This is a genomic window from Mesorhizobium sp. M0340 (assembly GCF_040321535.1).
Classification (GTDB): Bacteria; Pseudomonadota; Alphaproteobacteria; order Rhizobiales; family Rhizobiaceae; genus Mesorhizobium.
Genome location: NZ_JAMYRR010000006.1, coordinates 255,540 through 278,966, shown reverse-complemented (window position 1 = coordinate 278,966; position 23,427 = coordinate 255,540). Strand labels below are relative to the sequence as shown.

The 23,427-nt window shown below is 62.5% G+C and carries 24 protein-coding genes, 1 tRNA gene and 1 pseudogene; 18 read left to right on the top strand and 8 right to left on the bottom strand.

Translation table 11 applies throughout. The features are described 5' to 3' along the window. Window positions 1-45: 45 nt before the first annotated feature. The 8 genes from glpD (at window position 46) to glpK (ending at window position 9,437) form a co-directional block, all read left to right on the top strand. Window positions 46-1,572, top strand: a complete 1,527-nt coding sequence (gene glpD / locus NKI79_RS12020; protein ID WP_352508449.1) for a glycerol-3-phosphate dehydrogenase — start codon at window positions 46-48, stop codon at window positions 1,570-1,572. Between the two features lie 39 nt (window positions 1,573-1,611). Continuing rightward, window positions 1,612-2,691 (top strand): ABC transporter ATP-binding protein, encoded by a 1,080-nt coding sequence (locus tag NKI79_RS12015; protein WP_352801743.1) that lies wholly within the window; start codon window positions 1,612-1,614, stop codon window positions 2,689-2,691. Window positions 2,692-2,700: 9 nt separating this feature from the next. Beyond that, entirely contained in the window at window positions 2,701-3,768 is a 1,068-nt protein-coding gene (locus NKI79_RS12010) for an ABC transporter ATP-binding protein (RefSeq protein ID WP_254817349.1), read from the top strand. Window position 3,769: 1 nt separating this feature from the next. Next, window positions 3,770-4,636: a carbohydrate ABC transporter permease gene (locus NKI79_RS12005; RefSeq protein WP_023674893.1), complete on the top strand. Its 867-nt coding sequence runs from the start codon at window positions 3,770-3,772 to the stop codon at window positions 4,634-4,636. A 1-nt stretch (window position 4,637) separates the two neighbouring features. Continuing rightward, window positions 4,638-5,552 (top strand): carbohydrate ABC transporter permease, encoded by a 915-nt coding sequence (locus tag NKI79_RS12000; RefSeq protein ID WP_352801741.1) that lies wholly within the window; start codon window positions 4,638-4,640, stop codon window positions 5,550-5,552. Window positions 5,553-5,725: 173 nt separating this feature from the next. Next, window positions 5,726-5,992, top strand: coding sequence for a DUF2160 domain-containing protein (locus tag NKI79_RS11995; RefSeq protein ID WP_352508493.1), 267 nt, complete (start codon window positions 5,726-5,728; stop codon window positions 5,990-5,992). Between the two features lie 78 nt (window positions 5,993-6,070). Continuing rightward, complete coding sequence (locus tag NKI79_RS11990) at window positions 6,071-7,798, top strand: ABC transporter substrate-binding protein (protein ID WP_352705484.1); 1,728 nt, start codon at window positions 6,071-6,073, stop codon at window positions 7,796-7,798. Window positions 7,799-7,943: 145 nt separating this feature from the next. Continuing rightward, complete coding sequence (gene glpK / locus NKI79_RS11985; protein WP_352801739.1) at window positions 7,944-9,437, top strand: glycerol kinase GlpK; 1,494 nt, start codon at window positions 7,944-7,946, stop codon at window positions 9,435-9,437. A gap of 77 nt (window positions 9,438-9,514) precedes the next feature. Here the strand turns inward: glpK and NKI79_RS11980 are convergent. Next, window positions 9,515-9,993: pseudogene (locus NKI79_RS11980) on the bottom strand (BA14K family protein). A gap of 308 nt (window positions 9,994-10,301) precedes the next feature. Here NKI79_RS11980 and NKI79_RS11970 point away from each other — a divergent pair. Next, window positions 10,302-10,377: transfer RNA gene (locus NKI79_RS11970), tRNA-Lys, on the top strand. A gap of 62 nt (window positions 10,378-10,439) precedes the next feature. Here the strand turns inward: NKI79_RS11970 and NKI79_RS11965 are convergent. From NKI79_RS11965 to NKI79_RS11945, 5 genes are read right to left on the bottom strand one after another with little or no spacing between them, the layout of a single operon-like run. Continuing rightward, the gene (locus tag NKI79_RS11965; protein WP_352705559.1) at window positions 10,440-10,835 is read right to left on the bottom strand and encodes a hypothetical protein; all 396 of its coding nucleotides are present in this window, start codon (window positions 10,833-10,835) and stop codon (window positions 10,440-10,442) included. Window positions 10,836-10,881: 46 nt separating this feature from the next. Continuing rightward, window positions 10,882-12,006: a DNA-processing protein DprA gene (dprA, locus tag NKI79_RS11960; protein WP_352801735.1), complete on the bottom strand. Its 1,125-nt coding sequence runs from the start codon at window positions 12,004-12,006 to the stop codon at window positions 10,882-10,884. Further along, window positions 12,003-12,590: a glycerol-3-phosphate 1-O-acyltransferase PlsY gene (plsY, locus tag NKI79_RS11955; RefSeq protein ID WP_352801733.1), complete on the bottom strand. Its 588-nt coding sequence runs from the start codon at window positions 12,588-12,590 to the stop codon at window positions 12,003-12,005. The genes dprA and plsY overlap by 4 nt, the downstream gene beginning before the upstream one ends. Before the next feature lie 57 nt (window positions 12,591-12,647). Further along, on the bottom strand, window positions 12,648-13,934 hold the full coding sequence (locus NKI79_RS11950) for a dihydroorotase (protein WP_352801731.1): 1,287 nt from the start codon (window positions 13,932-13,934) through the stop codon (window positions 12,648-12,650). Further along, window positions 13,931-14,893, bottom strand: a complete 963-nt coding sequence (locus NKI79_RS11945; RefSeq protein WP_352801730.1) for an aspartate carbamoyltransferase catalytic subunit — start codon at window positions 14,891-14,893, stop codon at window positions 13,931-13,933. The genes NKI79_RS11950 and NKI79_RS11945 overlap by 4 nt, the downstream gene beginning before the upstream one ends. Before the next feature lie 155 nt (window positions 14,894-15,048). Here NKI79_RS11945 and NKI79_RS11940 point away from each other — a divergent pair, with 155 nt between their 5' ends. The 3 genes from NKI79_RS11940 to NKI79_RS11930 all read left to right on the top strand — a co-directional run bounded on the left by NKI79_RS11940 (window position 15,049) and on the right by NKI79_RS11930 (window position 17,702). Then, a complete protein-coding gene (locus tag NKI79_RS11940) occupies window positions 15,049-16,677 on the top strand; it encodes a DNA alkylation response protein (protein ID WP_352801728.1) in 1,629 nt (542 codons plus the stop codon). A gap of 159 nt (window positions 16,678-16,836) precedes the next feature. Continuing rightward, a complete protein-coding gene (locus NKI79_RS11935; RefSeq protein WP_352801727.1) occupies window positions 16,837-17,391 on the top strand; it encodes a hypothetical protein in 555 nt (184 codons plus the stop codon). Next, on the top strand, window positions 17,391-17,702 hold the full coding sequence (locus NKI79_RS11930) for a DUF6105 family protein (RefSeq protein ID WP_352478942.1): 312 nt from the start codon (window positions 17,391-17,393) through the stop codon (window positions 17,700-17,702). The genes NKI79_RS11935 and NKI79_RS11930 overlap by 1 nt, the downstream gene beginning before the upstream one ends. On the opposite strand, the gene ruvX is transcribed toward NKI79_RS11930, so the two are convergent. Beyond that, window positions 17,669-18,154 carry a Holliday junction resolvase RuvX gene (gene ruvX, locus NKI79_RS11925; RefSeq protein ID WP_352645622.1) on the bottom strand — a complete coding sequence of 162 codons (486 nt, stop codon included), beginning with the start codon at window positions 18,152-18,154 and terminating at the stop codon, window positions 17,669-17,671. The two genes, NKI79_RS11930 and ruvX, sit on opposite strands and share 34 nt — an antisense overlap. A 115-nt stretch (window positions 18,155-18,269) precedes the next feature. Here ruvX and NKI79_RS11920 point away from each other — a divergent pair, with 115 nt between their 5' ends. The 6 genes from NKI79_RS11920 (at window position 18,270) to NKI79_RS11895 (ending at window position 22,635) form a co-directional block, all read left to right on the top strand. Next, window positions 18,270-18,977, top strand: coding sequence for a metal-dependent hydrolase (locus NKI79_RS11920; RefSeq protein WP_352705472.1), 708 nt, complete (start codon window positions 18,270-18,272; stop codon window positions 18,975-18,977). Window positions 18,978-19,000: 23 nt separating this feature from the next. Next, window positions 19,001-19,417, top strand: coding sequence for a hypothetical protein (locus NKI79_RS11915; RefSeq protein ID WP_352478939.1), 417 nt, complete (start codon window positions 19,001-19,003; stop codon window positions 19,415-19,417). Between the two features lie 76 nt (window positions 19,418-19,493). Next, window positions 19,494-19,781 (top strand): Asp-tRNA(Asn)/Glu-tRNA(Gln) amidotransferase subunit GatC, encoded by a 288-nt coding sequence (gene gatC, locus NKI79_RS11910; RefSeq protein ID WP_023674910.1) that lies wholly within the window; start codon window positions 19,494-19,496, stop codon window positions 19,779-19,781. 7 nt (window positions 19,782-19,788) lie between these two features. Next, window positions 19,789-20,247, top strand: a complete 459-nt coding sequence (locus tag NKI79_RS11905; protein ID WP_352801725.1) for a GNAT family N-acetyltransferase — start codon at window positions 19,789-19,791, stop codon at window positions 20,245-20,247. After that, the gene (locus NKI79_RS11900; RefSeq protein ID WP_352801723.1) at window positions 20,247-21,812 is read left to right on the top strand and encodes an amidase; all 1,566 of its coding nucleotides are present in this window, start codon (window positions 20,247-20,249) and stop codon (window positions 21,810-21,812) included. The genes NKI79_RS11905 and NKI79_RS11900 overlap by 1 nt, the downstream gene beginning before the upstream one ends. A 28-nt stretch (window positions 21,813-21,840) precedes the next feature. After that, the gene (locus NKI79_RS11895; RefSeq protein ID WP_352801721.1) at window positions 21,841-22,635 is read left to right on the top strand and encodes a YdcF family protein; all 795 of its coding nucleotides are present in this window, start codon (window positions 21,841-21,843) and stop codon (window positions 22,633-22,635) included. Here the strand turns inward: NKI79_RS11895 and NKI79_RS11890 are convergent. After that, window positions 22,584-23,327 carry a DUF599 domain-containing protein gene (locus tag NKI79_RS11890; protein ID WP_352801719.1) on the bottom strand — a complete coding sequence of 248 codons (744 nt, stop codon included), beginning with the start codon at window positions 23,325-23,327 and terminating at the stop codon, window positions 22,584-22,586. The two genes, NKI79_RS11895 and NKI79_RS11890, sit on opposite strands and share 52 nt — an antisense overlap. Between the last annotated feature and the right edge of the window lie 100 nt (window positions 23,328-23,427).

Genomic DNA, 23,427 nt, shown 5'->3' with positions numbered 1-23,427 from the left:
GCAAGAACCCAAAAATGCTGCAATGCGAAATCGAGGGAGGACTGTTTGGGCGCATCACCGATCCATGACATTTTCGTCATCGGTGGCGGCATCAATGGCTGCGGCATCGCCCGCGATGCCGTTGGGCGTGGGTTTTCGGTATTTCTTGCCGAGATGAACGATCTGGCCAGCGGAACCTCTTCCGGCTCGACCAAACTGATCCATGGCGGCTTGCGCTATCTCGAATTCTACGAGTTCCGCCTGGTGCGCGAAGCGCTGATGGAACGCGAGGTCCTGTGGAGGAACGCGCCGCATATCATCTGGCCGATGCGCTTCGTGCTGCCATACGCCAAGGGGCTGCGTCCGGCCTGGCTGATTCGGCTCGGGCTTTTCCTCTACGACCATATCGGCGGGCGCAAATTGCTGCCGCCGACGAAAACGCTGGACATGGCCAAGGATCCGGCCGGCAAACCGCTAAAGCCGCTGTTTCGAAAGGCGTTCGAATATTCGGACGGTTGGGTCAACGATGCCCGGCTGGTTGTGTTGAACGCCCGCGACGCTGCCGAACGCGGCGCAACCATTCGAACCCGAACAAAGGTCGTCAGCGCACGCCGCGAAGGCAATCTCTGGACGGTCAGGCTTGAAAACGTGCGGACCGGCGATACCGAGGAGGTCAAGGCGCGGCTGCTGGTCAATGCCGCCGGCCCGTGGGTCGATCAGGTGCTGTCGGCCACCGTCGGCTTGAACGACGTGCACAATGTACGCCTCGTGCAAGGCAGCCACATCGTCGTTGGCAAGAAATTCGACGACCCACGCGCCTATTTCTTTCAGAACAAGGACGGGCGCATCATTTTCGCCATCCCCTATGAAGACGAGTTCACGCTCATCGGCACCACCGACCGGGACTATCCCGGCGATCCGCACGACGTCAGGATCAGTGATGTCGAGATCGACTATCTCTGCGCTGCGGCAAGCGAATATTTCGCGCAGCCGGTCAAGCCGTCGGATATCGTCTGGACCTATTCCGCGGTGCGCCCGCTCTACGACGATGGCGCCTCAAAGGCGCAGGAAGCCACCCGCGACTATGTGCTGAAGGCCGATGGAGGCGAGGGTGCCGCCCCGATCGTCAATGCCTTTGGCGGCAAGATCACCACCTACCGCCGATTGTCGGAATCGATGCTCGAGAAGATCGAGGGTTTTCTCGGCAGGCGCGGCAAGCCATGGACGGCAAACGCGCCGCTGCCGGGCGGTGACTTTCCCGTCACTGGCTTCGATACCGAGCTGGCGAAACTGAAAACGGCGTACCCGTTCCTCGACGCCCGGCTGGCCCGCCGGTTGACCCGGCTCTACGGCACCCGCGCAAGGAAGCTGCTGGGCCTCGCCAAATCGAACGTCGATCTTGGCCGCAACTTCGGCGCCGATCTCTACGAAGCCGAGGTGCGCTACCTCGCCGAAAACGAATGGGCGATGACTGCCGAGGATGTATTGTGGCGCCGGACCAAGCGCGGCCTGCGTCTCAGCCGTGAGCAGGCGGCAGTGCTCGAGGAGTTCATGCGCGGAATAAGCCGGCAGCACGTAGCGGCTGCCGAATAGGAACGGCCGACTGATGCAGAAAGCCTGGGAGGAGGCATCATGCTTGAACTGAGAAACGTGACGAAGACGGTGGGCGCGGCGGAACATATCCGCGATGTCTCGCTGACGCTTCAGCACGGCTCGCTCAACGTCCTGCTCGGGCCGACGCTCTCCGGCAAGACCAGCCTGATGCGGCTGATGGCGGGCCTCGACGTGCCGACCTCGGGCTCAGTCTGGTTCGATGGCAAGGATGTCACCGGCATGCCGGTGCAAAAGCGCAACGTCGCCATGGTCTACCAGCAATTCATCAATTATCCGGCGATGACGGTCTACGAAAACATCGCCTCACCGCTGCGGGTAGCCGGCACGGATCAGGCAACGATCGACAGGGAGGTGCGCAATGCGGCCGCCCTTCTCAAACTCACGCCCTATCTCGACCGGACGCCTCTCAGCCTGTCGGGCGGCCAGCAGCAGCGCACCGCGCTGGCCCGCGCCATCGTCAAGAATGCCAGCCTCGTGCTGCTCGACGAGCCGCTCGCCAATCTCGACTACAAGCTGCGTGAAGAATTACGCGCGGAACTGCCGAAAGTCTTCGCGGCCGCCGGCACAATCTTTGTTTATGCCACGACCGAGCCGCACGAGGCCTTGCTGCTCGGCGGCAACACGGCAACGCTCTCCGAGGGTAGCATCACCCAGTTTGGGCCGACCATCGAAGTGTTCCGCAAACCGGTCGATCTGGTGACGGCGAGGAGCTTCGCCGATCCGCCGCTCAACACCATCGTGCTTGCCAAGAAGGGCCTGGATTTCCTGCTCGAGGGCGGCGTGAAATTGCCGGTGCCGGCGGAACTCTTCGGCATTGCCGATGCGATCTATACGATCGGCTTCCAGCCGCATCATCTGTCCCTCGATCGGCCCAACGCCGCCGCAGTGCCGGTGCGCGCAAAGGTGACGATCACTGAGATCACCGGATCGGAAAGCTTCATCCATCTCGATTTTGCCGATGCGCGCTGGGTCATGCTGACCCACGGCATTCGCGACTTCGAGCCGGACGAGGAGGTCGAGGTGTTCATCGACCCGCGCCACATCATGGTCTTCGACGAGCACGGCCGCGCCGTGGCCGCGCCGAAGCTGGCGGCTTAGGAGGAAGCGATGGCGCGCATCGATGTCAATCATATCCGTCACTCCTATCTGCAGAACCCGCGCACGGATGCCGATTTCGCGCTGAAGGAAGTGCACCACACCTTCGAGGATGGCGGCGCTTATGCGCTGCTCGGCCCGTCCGGCTGCGGCAAGACTACGCTGCTCAATATCATTTCGGGATTGCTGCATCCCTCACACGGCCAGTTGCTGTTCAACGGCAGGAACGTGACCAATCTGTCGACCCAAGAGCGCAACATCGCCCAGGTCTTCCAGTTCCCGGTGATCTACGACACGATGACGGTCTACGACAATCTGGCATTCCCGCTGCGCAATCGCGGCGTGCCGGAGGCCGACGTCGACCGTAAGGTGCGCGAAACGCTGGAGATGACCGGGCTGGCCGATATGGCCAAACGAAAGGCGCGCGGACTGACCGCCGACCAGAAGCAGAAAATTTCGCTCGGACGCGGGCTGGTGCGCTCCGACGTAAATGCCATCCTGTTCGACGAGCCTTTGACCGTCATCGACCCGCATATGAAATGGATGCTGCGCTCCCAGTTGAAGCAGCTTCACCGCCGCTTCGGCTACACCATGGTCTATGTCACGCACGACCAGACCGAGGCCTTGACCTTCGCCGACAGGGTGGTCGTCATGTATGACGGCGAAATCGTGCAGATCGGCACACCGGCAGAGCTGTTCGAGCGCCCGCGCCACACCTTTGTCGGCTATTTCATCGGCTCGCCCGGCATGAACGTCATGCCGGTGGCGATCGACGGCAAGACTGCGCGGCTGGGCTCGCAGCAGATCGAACTGCCGGGCGTGCCTAAGGCCGGTGGCGGCGCCATCGAGCTCGGCATCCGTCCCGAATATGTGCGCCTGGGCAGCCAGGGCATGGCCGTCCGGATCAGCAAGGTCGAGGACGTCGGCCGCCACAAGGTGGTCCGTGCCAATCTCGAAGGGCGCGAGATCGCCGCCGTCATCGGCGAGGACGAGACAGTTCCGGCTGATCCGAAGGTGCGGTTCGACCCAGCCGGCATCAACATCTATGCCGATTCCTGGCGCGTCGAGATGGGAGCCTAAAGTGGAAAAGACCTGGAACAATAGAGCCTGGTTCCTGGTGCTGCCGGTGCTGCTGCTGGTGGCGTTCTCGGCGGTCATACCGCTGATGACGGTCGTCAATTATTCGGTGCAGGACACTTTCGGCAATAACGTCTTCTTCTGGGCCGGCACGGAATGGTTCGAGGAACTGCTTTCCTCGAGCCGCTTCTGGCAGGCGATGATCCGCAACCTTGTCTTCTCCTTTATCATCCTGGCGATCGAAGTGCCGCTCGGCATCTTCATTGCGCTCAATATGCCGAAGAAGGGTTGGGGCGTGCCTGTGTGCCTTGTTTTGATGGCGTTGCCGCTGCTGATCCCGTGGAACGTCGTCGGCACCATCTGGCAGGTGTTCGGGCGCAACGACATTGGCCTGCTCGGCTATTACGTCAACGCGCTCGGCATCGACTATAACTATGTGCAAGACCCATATGACGCCTGGGTCACGGTCATCATCATGGACGTCTGGCATTGGACAAGCCTCGTCGTCCTGCTCTGCTATGCCGGCCTGGTCTCGATCCCGGATGCCTTTTATCAGGCAGCCAAGATCGACGGTGCCTCGCGCTGGGCGGTGTTCCGCTACATCCAGCTGCCGAAGATGAACCGCGTGCTGCTGATCGCCGTGCTGCTGCGCTTCATGGATAGCTTCATGATCTACACGGAGCCGTTCGTGGTCACCGGTGGCGGCCCCGGCAACTCGACGACCTTTCTTTCGATTGATCTCGTCAAGACCGCGCTCGGCCAGTTCGACCTCGGCCCGGCGGCGGCGATGTCGCTGGTCTACTTCCTTATCGTCCTGCTGTTGTCGTGGGTGTTCTACACCGTGATGACCAATTATGACGCGGAGCGTTGAGATGAGCCGCACCGAAGAGAGAGCCGATAGGGTGAGCGAGACGACAGCTTCGGAAGGGCTCGCCAGCACGCTACGGCAGGACGAGATCGCACGGCTGATGCGCCGTCGCGGCGAGGAGTCGCGCTGGTGGTGGATCGTGCCGACGCTCTACATCGTCGTTCTGCTTTTGCCGATCTACTGGCTCATCAATATGAGCTTCAAGACCAATGGCGAGATCGTCTCGTCGCTGACTCTCTACCCGCACGCGCCGACATTGGCGAATTACCGCACCATCTTCACCGACACGTCCTGGTATTCGGGCTACATCAACTCGATCACCTATGTGGTTATGAACATGGTGATTTCGGTGGCTGCGGCACTGCCTGCTGCCTATGCTTTTTCGCGCTATCGCTTCCTCGGCGACAAGCATCTGTTCTTCTGGCTGCTGACCAACCGCATGGCGCCGCCGGCGGTGTTCGCGCTGCCATTCTTCCAGCTTTATTCGGCCTTCGGCCTTATCGACACCCATATCGCCGTGGCTCTGGCGCATTGCCTGTTCAACGTGCCGCTGGCGGTGTGGATCCTCGAAGGCTTCATGTCGGGCGTGCCCAAGGAGATCGACGAGACCGCCTATATCGACGGCTATTCGTTCCCGCGCTTCTTCATCAAGATCTTCATGCCGCTGATTGCGAGCGGCATCGGCGTGGCGTGCTTCTTCTGCTTCATGTTCTCGTGGGTGGAGCTCTTGATCGCCCGCACGCTGACGACCACGGATGCCAAGCCGATCGCCGCGACCATGACCCGCACCGTTTCGGCCGCCGGTATGGATTGGGGGTTGCTTGCCGCCGCCGGCGTGCTGACGCTGATTCCCGGCGCGCTCGTCATCTGGTTTGTGCGCAACTACATCGCCAAGGGCTTTGCCCTGGGGAGGGTATGATGGAGCAGGTCGACAGAAGCCCATGGTGGTGGGCCGTGCTGTTTCTTGCCCTGGTCGTCGTGGCCTGGGTGGCACTTCAAATCGATTTCGTGGCGATAACGGTGGGCTTCAGCGACCCGGCCAATATCCGCCTGTGGGGATTTAACCTCTCGTCCAACCTCGATTTTTCGTGGATGGCCTGGACGTGGCCGACCGCGGCCTTCTTTGGAACCATCTTTCTGCTGCTTTGCGGCATGGCGGTGTGGGAATACGTCTCGCCGGGCGGCAATCCGCGCGTCGGCGTACTGCGCTTCGAAACGACGCGCGGCGACCGCCTGTTCCTGTCGCTGCTGGGCAGCGCCTTTATCCATCTCGCTTGGCTGGGTCTAGTCGGACCCAATCTGTGGTGGGCTCTCGCTCTCTCCGTGGTCTTCGCCGTCGGCGTGTTCCGCTACGTATAGAGGGGGAAACTGTTGGAACGGCGGCGTGCCGGCCGCCGATCCAGATCGCACTTTGAACTTTAACAGTGGAGGAAATACATGCGACGGCAATTCTTGACATCAACAACTGCGCTTGTCCTGTTGCTCGGGGCCAGCAATGCCTATGCCGGAATGGACGAGGCCAAGGCCTTCCTGGACAAGGAAATTGGCGACCTCTCGACGCTCGACCGCGCCGGCCAGGAAGCCGAAATGCAATGGTTCATCGATGCCGCGAAACCTTTCGCCGGCATGGATATCAAGGTGGTCTCCGAAACCATCGCCACGCATCAGTATGAATCGCAGGTGCTGGCGCCGGCCTTTACGGCCATCACCGGCATCAAGGTCACGCATGACGTCATCCAGGAAGGCGACGTCGTCGAGAAGATCCAGACCCAGATGCAGACCGGCCAGAACCTCTATGACGGCTGGGTCAACGATTCCGATCTGATCGGCACGCATTGGCGCTACCAGCAGGTGCGCAACCTGACCGACTGGATGGCAGGCGACGGCAAGGATGTCACCAACCCGAATCTCGACCTGAAGGATTTCATCGGCACCTCGTTCACCACCGCGCCCGACAAGAAGCTCTATCAGCTTCCCGACCAGCAGTTCGCGAACCTCTACTGGTTCCGTTACGACTGGTTCAATGACGAGAAGAACAAGGCGGACTTCAAGGCCAAATACGGCTACGACCTCGGCGTGCCGGTGAACTGGTCGGCCTATGAGGACATTGCAGCGTTCTTCACCGGGCGTGAGATCGACGGCAAGAAGGTCTACGGCCATATGGACTATGGCAAGAAGGACCCGTCGCTCGGCTGGCGGTTCACCGACGCATGGCTGTCGATGGCCGGCAATGGCGACAAGGGCATTCCGAACGGTCTGCCCGTCGACGAATGGGGCATCAAGGTCGACGAGAATTCGCGTCCGGTGGGTTCCTGCACGGCGCGCGGCGGCGACACCAATGGTCCGGCTTCCGTCTATGCCATCCAGAAGTACCTCGATTGGCTGAAGGCCTATGCACCGGCGGAAGCCCAGGGCATGACCTTCTCCGAGTCAGGGCCGGTGCCAGCGCAGGGCGCGGTTGCCCAGCAGATCTTCTGGTATACCGCCTTCACCGCCAGCATGGTCGACGCCAGCGCCAAGGCGGTGCTGAACGACGACGGCACGCCGAAGTGGCGCATGGCGCCGTCGCCGCATGGCGTCTACTGGAAGGACGGCATGAAGCTTGGCTATCAGGACGTCGGTTCCTGGACGCTGATGAAGTCGACGCCGACCGACCGCGCCAAGGCCGCCTGGCTCTACGCGCAGTTCGTCACCTCGAAGACGGTCGACGTGAAGAAGAGCCATGTCGGCCTGACCTTCATCCGCGAGAGCACGATCCACGACAAGAGCTTCACCGAACGTGCACCAAAGCTCGGCGGCTTGATCGAGTTCTACCGCTCGCCGGCGCGCGTCCAGTGGTCCCCGACCGGCACCAACGTGCCGGACTATCCGAAGCTGGCACAGCTCTGGTGGCAGGCAATCGGCGATGCTTCGTCGGGCGCCAAGAGCGCGCAAGAAGCAATGGACTCGCTCTGCGCCGAGCAGGAAAAGGTGATGAGCCGCATCGAGAAGTCGGGCGTCCAGGGCGATATCGGCCCGAAGATGGCCGAAGAGCATGACCTCGCCTACTGGAACGCCGATGCGGTCAAGAAGGGCAATCTCGCTCCTCAGCTCAAGATCGAGAACGAGAAGGAAAAACCGGTCACCATCAACTATGACGAGCTGGTGAAGAGCTGGCAGCAATAGGGCTGTTTGATGCGGGCGTTCGCGCCCGCATCGCCATACTCAGGGGAGGCGGCATGTTGCCGTCTCCCCTGTTTGCGTGAACGGCTCCGCGCCACCTGGCGCCGAGACATCGCAGCACCTTGAATTCGCTTCGACGGGAGAGAGAATGACCGGATATATCCTCGCAATCGACCAGGGCACGACATCGAGCCGGGCGATCCTGTTCGACGACAAGATGAAGGTCGTCGGCAGCGGGCAAAAGGAATTCACCCAATATTATCCGGCCTCCGGCTGGGTCGAGCATGATCCCGAGGAAATCTGGTCAAGCGTCGTGGAAACGGTGAGGGCCGCGCTGAAGACAGCCGGCCGCAACGCAGGGGACGTCGCCGCGATCGGCATCACCAACCAGCGCGAAACCGTCGTCATCTGGGACAAGGAGACCGGCGAGCCGATCCACAACGCGATTGTCTGGCAGGACCGCCGCACCGCGCCGTTATGCCAGAAACTGAAGAGGCTGGGGCTGGAGAAGAAATTCACGAAAAAGACCGGCCTGCTGCTCGATCCCTATTTCTCCGGCACCAAGATCGCCTGGATGCTGGACAAGGTGAAGGGCGCCAGAAAACGCGCCGAGAAGGGCGAACTGCTGGCCGGCACCATCGACAGTTTTCTGATTTGGCGCCTGACTGGCGGCAAGGTCCACGCCACTGACGCCACCAATGCCTCGCGCACGCTGGTCTACAACATCGAACAAAACGCCTGGGACGACGAGTTGCTGGCCATTCTTGGTATACCTGCAAGAATGATGCCGCAGGTGAAAGACTGTGCCGATGATTTTGGAATCACCGACAAAAGTCTGTTCGGCACAGAGATCAGAATCCTCGGTGTGGCCGGCGACCAGCATGCGGCGGCGATCGGCCAGGCCTGTTTCGAGCCAGGCATGATGAAATCGACCTACGGCACCGGTTGCTTCGCGCTGCTCAACACCGGCAGCGATCTGGTGCGTTCGAAGAACCGGCTTTTGACCACCATCGCCTACAGGCTGAGCGGCAAGACCACCTATGCACTGGAGGGCTCGATCTTTATCGCCGGCGCCGCCGTGCAGTGGCTGCGGGACGGCATCAAGGTGATCGGCAAGGCCGAGCAGAGCGGCAAATTGGCGGCGGAGGCCGATCCGACGCAGAACGTCTATCTGGTGCCGGCTTTCGTCGGGCTCGGCGCACCGCACTGGGATGCCGAGGCGCGGGGCGCCATCTTCGGGCTGACCCGCAATTCGGGGCCGGCGGAATTTGCCCGCGCGGCGCTGGAATCCGTTGCGTTCCAAACGCGCGATCTGCTCGACGCTATGCGCAAGGACTGGAAGGGCGCTTCGGCCAAGACTGTGCTCAGGGTCGATGGCGGCATGGTGGCGTCGGACTGGACCATGCAGCGGCTGGCCGACATTCTCGATGCGCCGGTCGACCGGCCGACAATTCTCGAGACGACCGCGCTTGGTGCGGCATGGCTGGCCGGCTCGAAGGCGGGTGCCTGGCCGAAGGCGCGGGAATTCGCCAGGAGTTGGGCGCTCGAGCGCCGGTTCAAGCCGGAGATGGATGCTTCGACACGTGCCGCCAAGCTGGCAGGTTGGCGCCACGCTGTGCGCAGGACGCTAAGTGCGCCATAAGCAGGGATGGCACCGGATTCGCACTCATTAAAACCCGCGCCGGTCGGGCGCGGGCCTTGCAGCCTCTAATCAAAGACTCAGTAAGGCGACCGGCACTGCCGGCGCGGGCCGTAATTGGGCTGGTAGGTGTTGTCAGACGCACGATAGCTCCGGTAATGGTCATAGCACCACTGCACATGGGCATCGCCACGATAGACCGATTCTGGTTGTTGATGATAGCGCCGGTAATCAGCGCACCGGTGGCGAAAGCGGCCAGCGGGAACCAGTAGTCGCCATGGCGGCGATAGCCGCGACGATATTCGCGATAGCCGCGATGGCCACGCCAATACATGCCGTCGTCACGCGCAAAACTGCGCCGGGAGAAATCGCGACGCGAGAAATCGCGATTGAAATTCCGGTGCCTCCGCCACGGCTCGTACTGGACGGTCTGGACATTCGAGGTGAGCCCTTGGGCAGGGGGCGCATAGCTGGGCTGAGCGTTGACTGGCACGATCTCCGCGGCAGCGAATGAGATCGAAAGGGTGGTCGCCAGCAGGCCCGACATGATCCTATTCATGATCTTCTCCTTGAAACGCATGTCCCTTGTCGCGGAAAAACGGGCAGGCTGCGCAAATTGTTCCGCTAAGAATCCCAAGTTGCTGATCTGCAAAGGTTCTCTCGATTCGCTGCTTGCGCTTGTCCCGCAAAGCGCGAGCTTCGGCCTTGCGCGAGACGGAGGCAATTCCGTCAACGCCGAAGCGCACCGCACGGCATGATGACGCGACAGGAAAGTCCGGTCTGGGAGCCGTCTTTTTCCGGTTGACCGGCAGAGGCACTCTCCCTATGTTCCGCGCAATTTCGAGGGCGGCCTTTCTGAGCCCGCGGGAGCGCGTAGCTCAGCCGGTAGAGCAACTGACTTTTAATCAGTAGGTCATGGGTTCGAATCCCATCGCGCTCACCAAATCCAGAGGGTACGACCCGGAGACATGGGTGACAGCCTCGTGCCCAACGCATGCAGTGGCGTTAGCCGCCCGCGCCATCGTCCATCATCGTGCCGGTGAGCGCCTCATAGGCTCTGCTGCACACCTGAGAACCCGGACAATCCTTCACGATAAGCACTGGCGCCACGGTAAGAACCGCCGCGGCAAGGATTTGCAGGAAAAGACCGACGGCGCTTACCTTCCTGCCGAACGCGCCGGCCAGGAAAAAGTAGAGACCCTGGGCCATGCAGGCTGCCGTCAGAATGCCCAGAAGCGTGCTGGTCGCTCTTGCGAAGGGCGTTATGTAGCCGTCGGGAAAACCCGACATGCCGAGATCCATCGACCATTGCAGCGCCAGCATGACACTCAGAGCTGACCAGACAAGGGCCGTCATACGAGTGAACAGCATCTGCTTTGGTTTGTTGCTCGGATCGGCCATCGCGATCACATCGGAATTGCTTGCCGGGATATGCGCAAGTTCTGGGTCAAATCAGTGAGACGTTGCCGCCGGCATGGCGTTCGAGCCGGGCGGCGAGGTCGAGCTCCAGCAGCACCATGAACACTTGGGCGGGATGCAGGCCGGTGTGGCGGATGATCTCGTCCACTGATACCGGCGTCGGGCCGAGCGCTTCGACGACGCGGTCGCGATCGTCCTCGCGCGGCGGCGGTGTTGCCGAAAAGTCGGGCGGCTCTTCAAGCGGCGATGTCCTTGGCGACCAGCCGCCGACCAGCGGCGCTATGGCACTGGTGATATCGGTGGCCTCGGTCACAAGGGTGGCGCCGTCCTTGAGCAGGCCATTGGCGCCGGCGGCGCGCGGATCGAGCGGTGAACCGGGAACGGCGAAAACCAGCCGCCCCATCTCGCCGGCGAGGCGGGCGCTGATCAGCGAGCCGGAGCGCTGTGCGGCCTCGACCACTACCAATCCCAATGCAGCACCGGCGACGAGCCGGTTGCGGCGCGGAAAGTCCTGTGCGCGCGGCTGCCAGCCAAACGGCATTTCGGAAATGATGGCGCCGCCATGCTCGGCGATCTCGTCGCACAGGTCGGCATTTTCGGGCGGGTAGGGCAAATCGAGGCCGCCGGCGAGCACGCCGATCGTGCCGGTCGAAAGGCTGCCCTGGTGCGCGGCTGTATCGATGCCGCGCGCCAGGCCGGAAACAATGCCATAGCCGTCGCGGCCGAGATCCGCCGCCAGCATCCGCGCCATCTTGATGCCTGCCAGCGATGCGTTGCGAGCGCCGACGATAGCGACCGCTGGCAAGCGGAACACCGCGCTGTTGCCCCTGACCGCGAGCAGCGGCGGCGGATGATCCATGCTTTTCATCAGCGGCGGATAATCCGCCTCGCCGATGCCGACGAAGTGGGCGCCGGCCCGCCGGGCCGTCTCCAGCTCCGCCTCGACCTCGGCAATGGACGGGATGCGGACGATTTTTTTGGCGCCACCCGAAATCATCAGCTCGGGCAGCATCGATAATGCTGCTTCGGCCGAACCGAACCGGTTGATCAGGTCGCGAAACGAAGCCGGGCCGACATTCGGCGTGCGGATCAGGCGAAGCCAGCTCAGCCGCTGCCGGTCGCTGAGGCGCGGCCCGGCGTCGGGCTCGCTCACTCTTTGGCCCCGATCTTACCCTCGGTGCCGGCAAGCAGCCGCGCAATGTTGGCGCGGTGCTTTACGATGACGATGAGGCTCATCGCCGCGAAAAGCCCGGCAATCTGCTGGGTGCTCAGGAAATACAGGGCAACGGGCACGACGACCGCTGCCGTCAGTGCCGCAAGCGAGGAGAAGCGGAACAGGAAGGCCACCGCCAGCCAGACGACGGCGAAGATCAGCGCCACTTGCCAGGCAAGGCCGATCAGCACGCCGAGGTAAGTGGCGACACCCTTGCCCCCCTTGAAGCCGAGCCAGACCGGAAAAAGATGACCTGAAAACGCGCCGAATCCGGCCCAAAGTCCGAGCTCGGGCGCAAAGCGGCCTGCGATCAACACCGCCGCGGTGCCCTTCAGCGCATCGAGCAGCAGCGTGGCCGCGGCCAAGCTCTTGTTGCCGGTGCGCAGCACATTGGTGGCACCGATGTTGCCGGAGCCGATGTTGCGCACGTCTCCGAGGCCGGCGGCACGGGTGATCAGCAGGCCAAACGGGATCGAGCCGAGAAGATAGCCGAACACCAATGCCAAGACGGGACTGTAAACCATTGTTCCCCCGAACTTTCCTTGGCTGAGCGAATTTGAAGACGTGACACCCGCTTCGTCCTAGGCCGAAAACACTGTGCGGCCCGCCACCATCGTTTGCAAGACCTCGCCTTGCAGTCGCGCGCCTTCGAAACAGGTGTTTTTCGAGCGTGAGCGGATGCCGCTCTCGGTAACGACCCATGGCTCGTCCAGATCGACGAGCGCAAGGTCGGCCAATGCCCCCGGTTTCAGCGTGCCGCCGGGCAGGCTGAACAATCTTGCCGGCGCGGTCGACAGTGTCTCGATCAGCCGCAGCAGCATCACGTCGCCATTGTGATAGAGCCGCAGCGCTGCGCCTAACAGCGTTTCCAGCCCGATGGCGCCGGCCGCAGCATCGGCAAAGGGCAGGCGCTTGGTGTCGACGTCCTGCGGGTCGTGCGAGGAGACGATGAGGTCGATGGTGCCGTCCTTGATCGCTTCGATCATCGCCAGCCGGTCTTCCTCGGCGCGCAGCGGCGGCGTCAGCCGGAAGAAGGTGCGGTACTCGCCGACATCGTTCTCGTTGAGCGACAGATTGTGGATCGACACGCCTGATGTGACGTTGGCGCCATCGGCTTTTGCGCGCGCCACCCCGTTTGCCGCCATCGCCGTCGAGATCTTGGCCGCGTGATAGGCGCCGCCCGTCAGCCGCGCCAGCGCCAGATCGCGCTCCAGGGGGATGGATTCGGCCTCGCGCGGAATACCGGCAAGGCCGAGCCAACTTGCATATAGGCCTTCATTCATCACGCCTGACGAGGCGAGATCGGCATCCTGGGTTTCGTGGGCGATCACGCCACCGAAATCGCGCGCATAGGTCAGCGCCCGGCGCATCACCAGCGCGCTGGCAACAGAATGCCTGCCGTCGGTGAAGGCGACCGCGCCGGCCTCCCGCAGCAGGCCGAATTCGGTCATCTCGCGGCCTTCCAGCCCCTTGGTGATCGCCGCTGCCGGAAAGATGTTGACGATGGCTGTATCCTTGGCGGTGCGCAGCACGAATTCGACCAGCGCCACATTGTCGATCACCGGGTCGGTATCGGGCATCATCACAATCGAGGTTACGCCGCCGGCCGCTGCCGCCACGCTGGCCGAGGCGATGGTCTCCCGGTGTTCGCCGCCCGGTTCGCCGATGAAGACACGCGCATCGATCAGGCCGGGGATGATCGCCTTGCCGGCGCACTCGATGATCGTGGCGGCTTCGGGCGCGCCCTGGTTCAAGGCCGCCTTGCCAGCGGCAACAATTTTGCGCCCTTCGACGATGACGGTGCCGATCTCGTCGATGCCGCGCGATGGGTCGACGATGCGGGCGCGGCTGAAGACCGTTATGCTCATCGGCCCCGACCCTCGTTTCGACGCGGGTCGAGCAGCGCTTCCATCACCGCCATGCGTACGGCGACGCCCATCTCAACCTGTTCCTGGATGACGCTTTGCGGGCCGTCGGCGATCTCCGAGGCGATCTCGACGCCGCGGTTCATCGGGCCGGGATGCATAACCAGCGCACCGTCCTTGGCCGCCTTCAGCTTCTCGGCGTCGAGGCCGAAATAGCGGAAATATTCGCGTACCGACGGTACGAAGGCGCCTTCCATACGTTCGCGCTGCAGGCGCAGCATCATTACCACGTCGGCGTCCTTCAGACCCTCGGCCATGGAACGGGTGACGATGACGCCCATCTTCTCGATGCCGGCGGGCAAAAGCGTCGAAGGGGCGACGACCCTGACCTGGGCACCAAGCGCGTTGAGCAGGATGATATTGGAGCGGGCCACGCGCGAATGCAGGATGTCGCCGCAGATCGCCACGATCAGCTTCGACAGCGGACCCTTGGCGCGGCGGATGGTCAGTGCGTCGAGCAGCGCCTGGGTAGGATGCTCATGGGCGCCGTCGCCGGCATTGACCACCGAGCAGCCGACTTTTTGGGCAAGAAGTGCTGCCGCGCCGGCCGATTGATGGCGGATGATCAATATGTCGGGACGCATGGCATTCAGCGTCATCGCAGTATCGATCAGCGTCTCGCCCTTTTTCACCGAAGAGCTCGCTACGGACATGTTCATGACGTCGGCGCCGAGCCGTTTGCCGGCCAGCTCGAACGACGATTGCGTACGGGTCGAGGCTTCGTAGAACAGATTGATCTGGGTGCGGCCGCGCAGCGTCGATGTCTTCTTGTCCGATTGCCGCGAGATGGCAACGGCCTGGTCCGCCCGGTCGAGCAGAAGCTCTATGTCGGCGGGGGAAAGATCGCGGATGCCCAGAAGATGGCGGTGGGGATAAAGCGGCAGGGACGATGCGTCGGTCATCTCAAGTCGCTGCTATAGGGGGGAGGCTCCGCGGCTGCAAGCATCGGCTTGGGATTGGATCGGTTCTCCCCGGTATTTTCGTCGCGCGCCGCTGGCCATAGGCTATAAACCGCCTTGGCTTTGGATTCGCAGCCTTCAGGTGATAAGGACGAAGCGTGACTGACGACGTGACCAACCAGCCGCCGCCGCTGGCCGGCGGTAACGCCTGGCGGGGCGATCCGTTGCTGATCCAGCTTGCCGAGCGCTTTTCCGATCCGGTGCGTAAGGACCTCGACGGGCTTGGCCGTTTCGTTCTGACCCATGAGGCGCAGGAACTGGCTCGTCTTGCCAATGTCGAGACGCCGAAGCTCAGGACCCATGATCGCCAGGGCCGGCGCATCGACCAGGTCGAGTTCCATCCCGCCTATCACGCGCTCATGCGCCGCTCTGTTGCCAACGGGCTGCATTCGTCGGTTTGGGAGAATGGCGACGCCGAGATCGGCCGTCGCCACCAGGTGCGCACCGCGCGCTTTTATCTCACGGCTGAGCTCGAGACCGGGCATCTCTGCCCGATCACCATGACCAGCGCTTCGCTGGCAGCGCTGATGGCCAGCCCGAAGCTGTTTCGCGAATGGGCGCCGCGGGTGACGACGCGCAAGTACGATCAAAGCCAAAAGCCGCCGGTCGAAAAAGCAGGGCTGACACTCGGCATGGGCATGACCGAGAAGCAAGGCGGCACCGATGTCCGCTCCAACGTCACCAAGGCGGAGCGCGCCGGCAGCGGGTTTTATCGCCTGACCGGCCACAAATGGTTCATGTCGGCGCCGATGTCGGATGCCTTCCTGGTGCTCGGACAGGTGCCGGAGGGACTGTCGTGCTTTCTCGTGCCCCGCTTGCTCGGCGACGGATCCGGTAACGGCTTCCGTTTTCAACGGCTGAAGGACAAGCTCGGCAACCGCTCCAATGCCTCGTCGGAGGTGGAATTCGTCAATGCCATCGGCGAGATGGTCGGCGAGCCCGGCGCCGGCGTAAAGACGATCATGGATATGGTGACCCTGACGCGGCTCGACTGCGCCGTCGCCTCGTCGGCGATCATGCGGGCCGGACTGGCCGAGGCTGTCCACCACACGCGCCACCGCAAGGTGTTTGGAACCAATCTGATCGAGCAGCCGCTGATGCAGCGTGTGCTGGCCGATATGGCGCTCGACGTTGCCGCCGCTACCGCGCTGTCGTTCCGGCTGGCGCGCTCCTTCGACGAGGCGGCGGGCGACCGCGGCGAGGCGGCCTTCGCCCGCGCCATGACGCCTGTCGTCAAATACTGGGTCTGCAAGATTGCGCCGCCGCTGCTCTATGAAGCGATGGAGTGCCTCGGCGGCAATGGCTATGTCGAGGAGGGGCCGCTCGCCCGCTACTATCGCGAAGCTCCGGTCAACGCGATCTGGGAAGGTTCAGGCAACGTCATGGCGCTCGACGTGTTGCGCGTGCTCGGCCGCGCGCCAGGCCTGTTCGACGACGTGCTGGCCGGCATCGACCGCGATCTAGGCGCCGGCGGACGCGGCACTGTCGGCGTCCTCAAGGCGGCAATGCAGGTCGCGGCAACCGACGAGGGCTCGGCGCGGCTGTTGACCGAGCAATTGGCATTGTCGGCGGCGGCGGCAGAGCTTCGCAGGCTGGGGGCAGGGCGGATCGCCGACGCCTTCGTCGAAACGCGCCTCGCCGGCCAGTGGCGCAATACCTATGGCATGATCGATTCGCGCCATGATGCCCGCATGATCATCGATACGCTCTACCCGCCGATCAACTAGGTGCCGTCGCCAAATTCGCTGCCGCTCTCGCGCCCCTGTGGATGGCCGTTAACCTTAACGAATGGTTTCCGTTGCGGCGGCCGGTGGCAAAGCCCAATGTTATGGTTAAGGCAAGGACTGTTCCGCTTGAGCGGCTTTGCCCTGCGAAGCGGGAGCGTCATGCGGCATATTCTGAGCTCTTTTCTGGCATTGCATTGGGCGGCCGTTTTCGCCCTGCTGGCGTTCATCTGCATCGACGGGAATCGAGGCGTGGCGACGGCCCTTGGCGTACTGGGCGTTCCCGTCCAGAACACTCGATTTGCCGATCTCGAAAACGCCGTCGTCGTGGCACCGCTCGCCGTGGCACTGCTTGTCGTCGCGGTGTTGTTCTGCTGGGCCTTTGTTGAAGCACTGACCAGCCACGCGACCAACCCGGAACCTGCCGACAGCGTCGTGCGGATCGCCTTCATCTCCGCCTTGGGCGTGCTGTCGCTGATAGTCATCGGCGGCGCCGCGCAAGGCATCAATGGGCTGTTCATGGTTGTCGCGGTGCAATTGGCGGCACTTCTGGCGTCCTATGTCGCGATGCTCGCCGAGAGGCGGTCGGCCGTTGCCGCGGCAGTTCCAGGGACCGGCGAAATCCGAGCGGCCGCGCATGTCATGGCCAAGGCAGCGGCGCATAATTCCTCGCTTGCCCGCATTTCCGGCCGGCTGGATTCGAGGGACGACCGCTGATGCGCACCTTGTTCGCGCTTTGGGCGGCTCCGCTCCTCTTGTTTTGGGGCTGGTTCTTTCTGTCGCTCAACGACATCAATTTCGGCTACGTCATGCTGAGCCGTCAATTGCACGATCTCGTCTTCCAGCTCTATGGACAGATGCTCGGCGTCGATCCGGCACTCATTCCGGGCATGGTGGCGAAAGCTTGCGTGTTCGATGGGCTGCTGCTGACGGGGTTCTGGGCATTTCGCCGCCGCAAGGCGATTGGTGGCTGGATCACGGCGATGCGCAACCGCTATTTCGACCAGGCATCGACGCCGAGCACCTGAAGCCGGTCGAGAACGCCTTGGAGGATAAAAGCGGCCGCCGCAGAATCGATCTTGCCGGCGCGTTTCTTGCGGGAAAAATCCATCTCGATCAGTGTCCGCTCGGCCGCCACCGTCGACAGTCTTTCGTCCCAAAAGACGAAGGGCAGATCGGTCAATCCAGCCATATTGCGTACGAAAGCGCGGGATTTTTGGGCGCGCGGGCCTTCCGAGCCGTCCATGTTGATGGGGAGGCCGATCACCACGGCGCCGGCGTTTTCCTTCTGTAGCAGAGCGAGCAGCACTGCGGCATCGAGCGAGAATTTCCTGCGCATGATGACAGCGCGCGGGTGGGCGAAGGACAAGCCGCGATCGGAAACCGCCACGCCGATCGTCTTGTCGCCGAGGTCGAGACCGGCCAGGGTCTTGCCGCCGCCGAGCCGGGCCGGCAACTCCTCGATGGTGATGATGCCCAACGGCTTTTCCTTTGACCGCGACGCCGCACGTCTTATACGCGCAAGCGTGCGTCGTACTTTAATTTCGCCGTCGGCGTTCTATCCTCTACCGAAGCAAAAATCGAGGAAAGCATTGATGAAACTGACCTGGTACGGACATTCGGCATTCCGAATCGACATCGAGGGCGCGAAAATCCTCATCGACCCCTATCTGGTCGGTAATCCGTCTTGGACGGGTGGGTGGGAAGGGCCGGCCGAAGGGGTCACGCACGTATTGCTCACCCATGGCCACAGCGACCACATCAGCGGCGCCATCGAAGTGCTCAAGAAGAGCGGCGCGATGGTGGTCGCCAATTTCGAGATTTGCATGTACCTGGTCGGCAAGGGCGTCGGTAACAAGCAGATCAATCCCGGCAATATCGGCGGTACGGTCGATTGCGGCGGCTTCACCACCACCTTCGTTCAGGCTCTGCATTCATCGTCGTTTCCGGGCGAGGGCGGCGAGAATACCTATCTCGGCAATCCGGGCGGGCTTGTCCTGCACTTCCCCGAGGACAAGACGCTTTATCACATGGGCGACACCGACATCTTTTCCGACATGGCCCTGATCAACGAGTTGCATGAACCGAAGATCGGCATCGTGCCGATCGGCGATCGCTTCACCATGGGCGGCGCGGTGGCAGCCCTTGCCTGCCAGCGTTTCTTCAAGTTCGAGACGGTCGTTCCCGCTCATTTCGGCACATTTCCGATGATAGATCAGACCGCCGATAAGTTTGTGGCCGGGCTGGACGGATCGGGTGTGAAAGTGGCGTTGCCGAAGATCGGCGAGACGATTACGCTGTAGCGACAGCGAACCGGAATGACGACATGGATCTGAGAAACTCTCTTTGCATTTCCATGCTGGTTGCCGCGTCGCCGGCGCTGGCCGCCGAGGATTTCATCAACGGGGTCTATCTGCAATCGGAGGATCTCTGCGCGCAGGCCAAAAAGGATACGCTGCAGACGGTGATAGAGGGCGGCAATATCGTGCTGTCGGCAAATGGGCTGGAAAGCATCGAATATAATTGTGAATTCCTGCAGATCACCAAAGCGACACGCTCACCAAGCTGGGCGGTGACCGCTATATGCCAGGAGCCGGGCTACGTCTTTCCCGATGTTCTCTCACTGACACAGATGAGCCCGAAGCAGATCGACCTGGTATCGGTTCGGCCTGCCGCCGACGAAGGCGAGCAGAGCGGTAACGGCGGCAGCTATTTCCTCTGCGACGGCGTCACGATGCCATAGGGCAGTTGTCGGCACGATGCATGTTGCGCGGCACGCGCTGCGCCGCTATAGCGCTGGTTTTCCCCGAGGCACAAACATGTCCGTTGATATAAAAACCGTGAAGCGCGTCGCGCACCTTGCCCGTATTGCGGTGAGCGAGGAGGATGCAGAGCGTATGACCGGCGAATTGAACGCCATTTTGGGCTTTGTCGAGCAGTTGAACGAGGTCGATGTTTCCGGCGTCGAGCCGATGACCTCGGTCACGCCGATGGCAATGAAAAAGCGCCAGGACGTCGTCACCGACGGCGGCAAGGCAGCTGACATTGTCGCCAACGCGCCAGCGACCGAAGAGAATTTCTTCCTTGTGCCGAAGGTCGTGGAGTAGCAGGCCGATGGCAATCGACATCGCCGCTGAGACGCCGCTGCAGGAGGATGTGCGTGGGCTGGTCGAGGAGCTGAACGCCACATTGCTGGAGCTGACGCCGCCGGAGCATTGCTATCATTTGACCGTCGAGCAGATGGCGGACCGCGACACGACCGTCTTCATCGCCCGCGATAACGGCCTTGCCATCGGTTGCGGCGCACTGAAGCGCCACGATGCTGTGGTCGGCGAGGTCAAGCGGATATATACGCGACCTTCGCATCGCGGCCGTAAGATCGGCGCGAAGATTGTCGAGCGTATCGAGGCGCTGGCGCGCCAAGAAGGGCTTAAGCGTCTGGTGCTGGAGACGGGGGACCGTCATCCCGCCGCCTGGACCGTCTACGAACGCGCCGGTTTTTCGCGCTGCGGCCCGGTACTGGATTATCCCGATTCCGAGTGGTCGGTGTTTTACGAAAAGAGCCTTGCCTGATGAGCGACCTGACCCAGCTGACGATTTCGCAGGCCCGCGCCAAACTGCGCTCCAGGGAGATCACCGCCACCGAAATCACCGAGGCCTATCTATCGGCGATCGAGCGAGCCAATCCGGCGCTCAATGCCTATGTCGCGGTCACCGACGACAAGGCCCGCAACATGGCCAAGGCCTCCGACGCGAAATTAGCCAAGGGCGAGGGCGGGTCGCTCGAGGGTATCCCGCTCGGCATCAAGGATTTGTTCGGCACCGAAGGCGTCCACACCCAGGCCTGCAGCCATGTGCTGGACGGCTTCAAGCCGCGCTACGAATCGACGGTCACCGCCAATCTTTGGGCGGATGGTGCCGTCATGCTCGGCAAGCTCAATATGGACGAGTTCGCCATGGGCTCGTCCAACGAGACCTCGTATTACGGGCCGGTCATCAACCCGTGGCGGCGTTCGCGCCTCGACACGGTAGTGATGCCGACGACACATCAGGGCGAGGGCGGCTTCGTTTCGGCGGGCGGCACCAGGACCGCGCGCACGTTGGACAATGCCCAACTGGTGCCGGGCGGTTCGTCCGGTGGCTCGGCATCAGCCGTCTCGGCCTTCCTGTGCGCAGGCGCCACCGCCACCGACACCGGCGGCTCGATCCGCCAGCCCGCCGCCTTCACGGGCACGGTCGGCATCAAGCCGACCTATGGCCGCTGCTCGCGCTGGGGGATCGTAGCGTTCGCCTCGTCGCTCGACCAGGCCGGGCCGATCGCGCGCGACGTCCGCGATGCCGCGATCCTGTTGAAGTCGATGGCTTCGGTCGACCCGAAAGACACGACGTCCGTCGACCTGCCGGTGCCGGATTACGAGGCGGCGATCGGCCGCCCGATCAAAGGCATGAAGGTCGGCATCCCAAAGGAATATCGTGTCGACGACATGCCCGCGGAGATCGAGGCGCTGTGGCAGAAAGGCATTGCCTGGCTGCGGGATGCCGGCGCCGAGATCGTCGATATCTCGCTGCCGCACACCAAATACGCGCTGCCGGCCTATTACATCGTGGCGCCGGCCGAAGCCTCGTCCAACCTCGCCCGTTACGACGGGGTCCGCTATGGGTTGCGCGTGCCCGGCAGGGACATTGCCGACATGTATGAAAAGACCCGCGCCGCCGGCTTCGGGCGCGAGGTCAAGCGCCGCATCATGATCGGCACCTATGTGCTTTCCGCCGGCTACTACGATGCCTACTATCTGCAGGCGCAGAAGGTTCGAACCCTGATCAAGCGCGACTTCGAAAATGTGTTTGCCGCAGGCGTCGACGTCATCCTGACGCCGGCAACGCCTTCCGCCGCCTTCGGCATCGCCGACGAGGACATGGCCGCCGACCCGGTCAAGATGTATCTCAACGACATTTTTACGGTGACAGTGAACATGGCCGGCCTGCCCGGCATAGCGGTTCCGGCTGGGCTCGACGCCAAGGGGCTGCCGCTCGGCCTGCAGCTGATCGGCCGGCCCTTCGACGAGGAAACGCTGTTCCAGACCGCCCATGTCATCGAACGGGCGGCCGGCACATTTCAGCCGGATAAATGGTGGTAGGATCGTTTCTCATCTGAGGGGGTGAGGGATGTTCTTCTATGTCTCCAAGATTCTCTGGTTCTTCGTTCAGCCGTTGAATCTTGCGATCTTCCTGCTGCTGGCGGGGCTGGTCGCGGCGATGTTCGGCCGGCGGCGATTGGCGGCCGTCGGCAGCACTCTTGCCTTCGTCATCCTTGTTGTTGCGACATGGAGCCCGCTCGGCCCCATGATGCTAAATACGCTGGAGGAGCGCTTCCCCAGGCCGCCGCTGCCGGAAAAGGTCGACGGTATCATAGTGCTTGGCGGCAGTCTGGATGGCGCCGTCAATCTGGTGCGTGGCGGCTATGAAATGAACTCCAGTGGCGACCGGATGGTCGAGGCGGCCGTGCTGGCGCGGCGGTTTCCGACAGCGAAAGTCGTTATCTCCGGTGGCAGCATCGAAATCTTCCGCGGCGGCGAAGGCGATGCAGATACCGCACCGCGTCTTTTTGCCGCTCTCGGCGTGGCGGCCGATCGGCTGATCCTCGAGAACAAATCCCGCAACACCTACGAGAATGCTGTTTTTACCAAGCAACTGGTGACGCCGAAACCAGGCGAGACCTGGTTGCTGGTGACCTCGGCCTTCCACATGCCACGCGCCAAGGCGCTGTTCGACAAAGCCGGCTTTTCGACCATTCCGTGGCCAGTCGACTATCGCACCTCCGGTAGGGAAGGCATCGCCACGTTCCCCTATCCCGGCGACTGGCTGGAGGTCACCACTGTTGCGATCCGCGAATGGATAGGGCTCACCGCCTACTGGCTGTCGGGCCGCATTGATCGGCCTTTTCCCGGGCCGGGCGGCTGACCGAGCACCGCTTGCCGCGCCGCCGAGAAAAATTGGCGGCGCACCAGCACCGCCAGCAGCAGCAGCGTCGATAGCACGAAAACGGCGGGATCGACGAACCAGCCAAGATAGCCAATCGAGAAGAACACGCCGCGCAGGCCCGAATTGAAATGCTTCCCGGCCAGCATGTTCATGCGCGCCGCACGCCAGACTGCCGTTTCGGTGACCGGATTGCGCGACGCCTCGCCATGCGGAATCGGCACGGCTCCGATCAGGATCGAGCAATAGTTGAACAGCCGGTAAGCCCAGCCGAACTTGAAGAAGGAAAAGGCCAGGATCAGCACCAGGCCGAACACCTTCGTCTGGAACGCCGCGCGTGAGGACGTAGCGCCAAACGGCAGGTCACTCAGCACGGTCAGAACCTGGTCGGAGGCGCCGAGCAAGGCAAAACAGCCACCGATCGCAATCAGCGAACTGGAGGCAAAGAAGGCGGTTCCCTGCTGCAGCCCGCTCATGATGGCGGTGTCGACGATGCGGATCTCGCGCTCGGCCATGGTCCGCATCCAGGCCTCGCGCTGCGCGTTCATCGCCCTCGTCAGCGACACGCGGCTGACCAGCATTCCGTCCGCGGCGAGCGTATGCAGCACCCACGCGGCAAGGAAGAACCCCAGCGCCGCAAGGTCGGCCATCGATAGATGAAAGGAATCGCTCATGCGTTGCTTTTACCACAGGCGGAGGGGACGCTTCGATGGCCGAAGCTGGAATGTCGCTGCCGGAGCAAACAAGGTCGGCAGGCGCAGCGCCGCAATCTTC